This is a genomic window from Actinophytocola sp., from assembly GCF_035762905.1.
In the GTDB taxonomy this organism is placed as follows: domain Bacteria; phylum Actinomycetota; class Actinomycetes; order Mycobacteriales; family Pseudonocardiaceae; genus DASYTH01.
In genome coordinates, this window is record NZ_DASUCC010000117.1 from 1 (window position 1) to 6066 (window position 6066).

A 6066-nucleotide genomic window follows, 5' to 3' on the forward strand; every position below is an offset into this window, starting at 1 on the left:
GATATCCACCAACACCAACCGGTCCGGATGCTCCGACTGCGCCGAACGCACCAAACCCCACACCCCAGCCCGGCACGGATCAGCGATCACATCACCCGAAGCGGCAGCCACCGCATTACGGGACACAACGACAAGCTTGTCCGAGTGCTCCTCGGCCAACCAGGACTGCAGCTCCCCCAACCCCGCATGGGAATCGGCGTACAGCAGAGAGAAGTTGGTGGCGGGGAGCTGGGTGTCGGGAATGGAGATGGGGTTCCACTCGACGGTGAACAGGGAATCGTTGGTGGGGGTGGATAGGGGCTCGGCGGGGCGGAGGGCGAGGGAGTGCACGGTGGCTACGGGAGCGCCGGTGGGGTCGGCAAGGGCGAGGGTGTAGCCGTCGGAGGGGGTGGGGGTGAGGCGGGCGCGCAGGACGGTGGCCGCGGCGGCGTGCAGGGACACACCGGTCCAGGCGAACGGTAGCCGGGGTTGGTTGGACAGCAGGGCGATCGGGTGCAGGACGGCGTCCAGCAGGGCCGGGTGCAGGCCGAACAGGCCGGCGTCACGTTCGGCGTTCTCCGGCAGGGCCACCTCGATGAACAACTCTTCGCCGGTGCGCCACACCGACCGCACGCCACGGAACACCGGGCCGTAGCCGAAACCGTTGTCCGCCAGCCGGTCGTAGAAGCCGGCCAGGTCGACCGGCTCGGCGCCGGGCGGCGGCCACGCGGACAGGTCCATGGAAACAACGGGCGCGTGCTCGGTGAGCAGGCCCTCGGCGTGCCGGGTCCAGTTGCCGTCCTCGCCGTCCGGGCGGGAGTGGATCTCCACCGGCCGGGCGCCGTCGGCCTGCGGCGGGCCGACGCTCACCTGGATCCGCACCGCCCCCGGCTCGGGCAGCACCAGTGGCGCCTCCAGGGTCAGCTCGGCCAGCCGGCGGCAGCCGGCCAGCTCGCCGGCGCGCAGCGCCAGCTCGACGAACGCGGTGCCGGGCAACAGGACTCCGCCCATGATCCGGTGGTCGGCCAGCCAGCCGTGCGTGCCGGTGGACAGCCGCCCGGTCAGCAGCACGCCGTCGTTGGAGGCCAGCGTGATCGCGGCACCGAGCAGCGGATGGTCGGCCGCGCCGAGCCCGGCGGAGGCCACATCGCCCACCGTGGTTCGGGTTTGCGGCCAGTAGGTGCGCGAGTCGAAGGCATAGGTGGGCAGATCGATCCGGCGCCCGCCGGGCTGCACCGCGGCCCAGTCCACCGTGCCGCCGTGCGCCCATGCGGTGGCCACCGCGGTCAGCGCGGTCTCGACCTCGTCCCGGCCGGCCCGGCACACCGCAACGGCAACGCCCTCGTCGACCAGCGCGGAGAGCACGCCGTCCGGGCCCAGCTCGACGAACCGGGTCACTCCCCTGCCGTGCAGCGTGGCCACGCCGTCGGCGAACCGCACCGCATCGCGCACATGCCGCACCCAGTACTCCGGGTCGGCAAGATCACCGGTGGAGATCACCGGAATCTGGGGTGGGTGATAGGTCAGGGTTTCGGCGACGGCACGGAACTCGGCCAGCATCGGCTCCATGTGCGGCGAGTGGAACGCGTGCGACACCACCAGGCGCTTGGTCTTCTGCCAGCGGGGCGCCAGCTCGTCGATCACCTCGGCGTCACCGGAGATCACCACCGAGGTGGGTCCGTTGACCGCCGCGATGCTCACCCGGTCCTCGAGCCCAGCGATGGCTGCCAGCACCTCGGCTTCGGTGGCCCGCACGGCGAGCATGGCGCCGCCGGTGGGCAGCGCCTGCATCAGCTTTCCGCGCGCGGCCACCAGCGTGCAGGCGTCCTCCAGCGAGAGAACGCCGGCCACGTGCGCGGCGGCCAGTTCGCCGATCGAGTGGCCGAGCAGGAAGTCCGGGACCATTCCCCACGACTCCAGCAACCGGAACAGAGCCACCTCGAGCGCGAACAGGCCGGCCTGGGTGAACACCGTCTGGTTCAGCAGCTCTGGGTGGGTGAACAGAACCTGCTGGAGGGGGTGGTCGAGTTCGGTGTCGAGCCGCGCACACACCGCGTCGAGGGCTTGCGCGAAAGCGGGATAGGTGTCGTAGAGCTGCCTGCCCATGCCGGGACGCTGGGAACCCTGGCCGGTGAACAGGAACGCGGTCTTCCCCGGGACAACCGAGCCGGTCACCACACCGGGGCCGGACAGCTCGGGCAGCCGAGCCGGATCCAGCACCACGGCCCGGTGCTGCAGCGCGGCCCGGCCGGTGGCCAGCGAGTATCCGACATCGACCGGACGCGGCTCGGTGCCAAGGAAGGCGTGCAGCCGCTCCGCCTGGCCGCGCAGGCTCTCCGCCGACCGCGCCGAAAGCGGCAGCGCCACCAGCGCAACCGGTGCCGCAGCCGGCTCCTCGGCCGTGTTCTGGGGCGCCTGCTCGAGAATGGTGTGCGCGTTGGTACCGCTGACCCCGAACGAGGACACGGCAGCCCGGCGCGGCGCACCGGTCTGCGGCCACAACCGGGCCTCGGACAGCACCGACACCGCACCCGCCGACCAGTCCACGTGCGGCGAGGGCTGCTCCGCGTGCAGCGTCGCGGGCAGCACGCCGTGCCGCATCGCCATGATCATCTTGAGCACACCGGCGATTCCGGCGGCGGCCTGGGTGTGCCCGATGTTGGACTTGATCGAGCCCAGCCACAGCGGGTTTTCCCGGTCCTGGCCGTAGGTTGCCAACAGAGCGGTGGCCTCGATCGGGTCGCCGAGCGTGGTGCCCGTGCCGTGCGCCTCCACCGCGTCCACTTCGGACGGTGCCAGGCCGGCGTCGGCCAGCGCGGCGCGGATCACCCGCTGCTGGGCCGGTCCGTTCGGCGCGGTGAGCCCGTTGGAGGCGCCGTCGGAGTTGATCGCCGAACCGCGGACAAGCGCCAGCACCTCGTGCCCGTTGCGGACCGCGTCGGAGAGCCGTTCGACCAGCAGCACGCCGACGCCCTCGCCCCACCCGGTGCCGTCCGCCGAGGCGGAGAACGCCTTGCACCGGCCGTCCCGGGACAGCCCGCCCTGCCGGCTGAACTCGATGAACGCGCCCGGCGTGGCCATCACGGTCACCCCGCCCGCCAGTGCCAGCGAGCACTCCCCGCGGCGCAGCGCCTGCGCCGCAAGGTGCAGCGCGACCAGCGAGGAGGAACACGCCGTGTCCACGGTGACCGCCGGGCCCTCCAGCCCGAAGGCATAGGCGACCCGGCCGGACAGCACGCTGGCGGCGGTGCCGGTGGCCAGGTAGCCGTCCAGCCCGTCCGGGTTGCTGATCAGCAGGCTCAGGTAGTCCTGGCCGTTGGTGCCGGCGAACACGCCCGTCCGGGTGCCGCGCAAGGAGACCGGGTCGATCCCGGCCCGCTCGAACGCCTCCCAGCAGGCGTGCAGCAGCAGGCGCTGCTGCGGGTCCATGGCCAGCGCCTCGCGCGGCGAGATGTCGAACAGCGCGGCGTCGAACTCCGCCGCGTCGGCCAGGAAACCGCCGGCCCGGGCGTGGCAGGTACCGCTGCGGTCCGGATCGTCGTCGGCGAACAGCGTCGCGAGATCCCAGCCTCGGTCGGTGGGAAAGTCGGAGATCGCGTCCACACCGGACGACACCAGCCGCCACAGCTCCTCCGGACTCCGCACCCCGCCGGGAAAGCGGCAGCTCATCCCGACGATCGCGATCGGCTCGGCGTCCTGCTCCTCGATGTCGCGCAGCCGTTGGTGCGCCTGCCGGAGCTCACCGGTGACCCACCTGAGGTGATCCAGGAGCTTCTCTTCACTCGCCATCGAACTTCTCCCAGCAGAACCGGTTCGTGGTCAGGACTTTCCGAACTCTTCGTGAATGATCTTGAATAGGTCGTCCGCGGTCGCCTCGTCGAGCCCGTCGCCGTCGTCGGCGCCGCCGGTCAGCCGCGGCAGCAGGCGCTGCAACCGGGCGGCGATCGCGGTGGCCTCGGCGTCACCGGGCGAGACCTTGGCCAGCGCCGCCTCCAGCCGGTCAAGCTCGGCACCGGCCGAGCCGCCGGAACCGTTGGCGGACACCAGCTCCGCGCGGATCAGCTCGGCGACCGCGGCCGGCGTCGGGTGGTCGAACACCAGGCTGGCCGGCAACGGGATGCCGGTGCTCGCGGACAGCAGGTTGCGCAGCTCGACCGCGGCCAGTGAGCTGAGCCCGAGATCGCGGAAAGGCTTGCCGGCGTCCACCTGGGCCGCGGACTCGTGCCCGAGCACCACCGCCGCCTGCGCGCCGACCAGATCGAGCACGATCTGCTCGCGCTCCGCGGCGGACGCCGCCGCCAGCCGCTCGCGCAGTGCCCGGGCGCGATCCGGTGCCACGGCACCGGTTTCGCCCGCTCCGTCCGGCCGGGCCTCGGGCAGCCCGTCGAACAGCCGGCTCGGCCGCACGACCGCAAGACCCGGGGCCAGCATCGCCCAGTCCACGTCGGCGACGCTGACGCAGGTCTCGCCGCGGTCCACCGCCCGGGCCAGCGCCGCGATCGCCAGGTCCGCCGGCATCGGGCGGATCCCGGTGCGGCGCAACCGGTTGGTGACGTCCTCGGTGCCGGCCATGCCGGCGTCGGCCCACGGCCCCCAGGCCACCGAGGTGCCCGGCAGCCCGCGCGCCCTACGGTGCTCGGCCAGCGCGTCCAGGTAGGCGTTGGCCGCGGCGTAGTTGGCCTGACCGCTGTTGCCGACCACCCCGGTGAGCGAGGAGAACAGCACGAAGGCGGACAGGTCCAGCCCGGCGGTCAGCTCGTCGAGGTTGGCCGCGGCGACCGCCTTGGCGCGCAGCACCCGCGCGAACCGCTCCGGGGTCAACGCGTCCAGCACGCCGTCATCGAGCACACCGGCGACGTGGAACACAGCGGACAGCGGGTGCTCCGCGGGGATCGCGGCCAGCGTCGCGGCCAGCGCGTCCCGATCGGACCCGTCGCAGGACACCACGTCGGCCGCAACGCCAAGCCCGGCCAACTCGGCGACCAACTCCGCCGCGCCCGGCGCGGCCGGGCCCCGGCGGGAGGTGAGCACGAGTCGCCGGGCGCCCCGGGTGGCGAGCCAACGGGCCACCCGGGCGCCGAGCGCGCCGGTGCCGCCGGTGACCAGCACGGTGCCGGACGGCCGCCATTCGGCGGCGGGCGCCGGGTCGGCCGGAATCCGGCCGAACCGGCGGGCGAGCACCCCGGACGCGCGGATCGCCACCTGATCCTCACCGGTTCCGCCGGCGAGCACCGCGGCCAGCCGTTCGCCGGCCCGCTCGTCCAGCGTCGCGGGCAGGTCGACCAGACCGCCCCAGCGGTCCGGCTGCTCCATCGCGACCACCCGGCCGAGGCCCCAGACCTGGGACTGCACCGGGCTTTCCGGCCCGCCGGCCGCACCGGCCGACACCGCGCCGCGGGTGGCGCACCACAGCGGTGCGGACACCGCGGCCTCGCCAAGCGCGCGGACCAGGGCCACCGTGTCGGTCAGGCCCGCCGGAACGCCCTGCAGCCCGTCGACCGGCCGCTCGTCCAGCGCCAGCAGGGAGAGCACGCCGGTGACCGCCTCCGGAACGGTGAACCCGGGGCCGTACTCGACGCGCACCGGCTCGGCACCGGCCCGGCGCAGTGCCGCCGCGATCTCGTCGTGGCCGCAGTCGATTCCGGCCGGGGTGACGATCAGCCAGGTCCCGGACAGGATCGCGATCTCGTCGCGCACCGGGCTCCAGGAGACCCGGTACCGCCAGGCGTCCACTGTGGACTCTTCGCGGCGGTCCCGGCGCCAGGAGGACAGGGCCGGCAGCACCGCGCTCAGCGAGGTGTCGTCGGCCAGTCCGAGCGTGCCGGCCAGCGTGGCCAGGTCGCCGGACTCGACCGCCTGCCAGAACCCGGCCTCGGCCGGGTCGGTCACGCTGCCGGGCGCGGCCGGTGGGGGCGCGTCGACCCAGTACCGCTCGTGCTCGAACGCATAGGTGGGCAGGTCGACCGGACTCCCGCCGGGTTGCACGGCGGTCCAGTCCACGGTGCTGCCGTTGACCCAGGCGGTGGCCACGGCGGTGAGCAGGGTGGTCACCTGGTCGCGGTCGGCGCGTTGCACCGGGATCGCGAC

1 protein-coding gene and 1 pseudogene are annotated in these 6066 nt (G+C 73.5%); both read right to left on the minus strand.

Features of this window, described 5'->3' with window-relative positions:
• Positions 1 to 3768: pseudogene (locus VFV67_RS24730) on the minus strand (type I polyketide synthase); the annotation flags it as partial.
• A gap of 30 nt (positions 3769 to 3798) precedes the next feature.
• A partial coding sequence (locus VFV67_RS24735) for an SDR family NAD(P)-dependent oxidoreductase (protein ID WP_326473024.1) occupies positions 3799 to 6066 on the minus strand: 2268 nt, incomplete at its 5' end.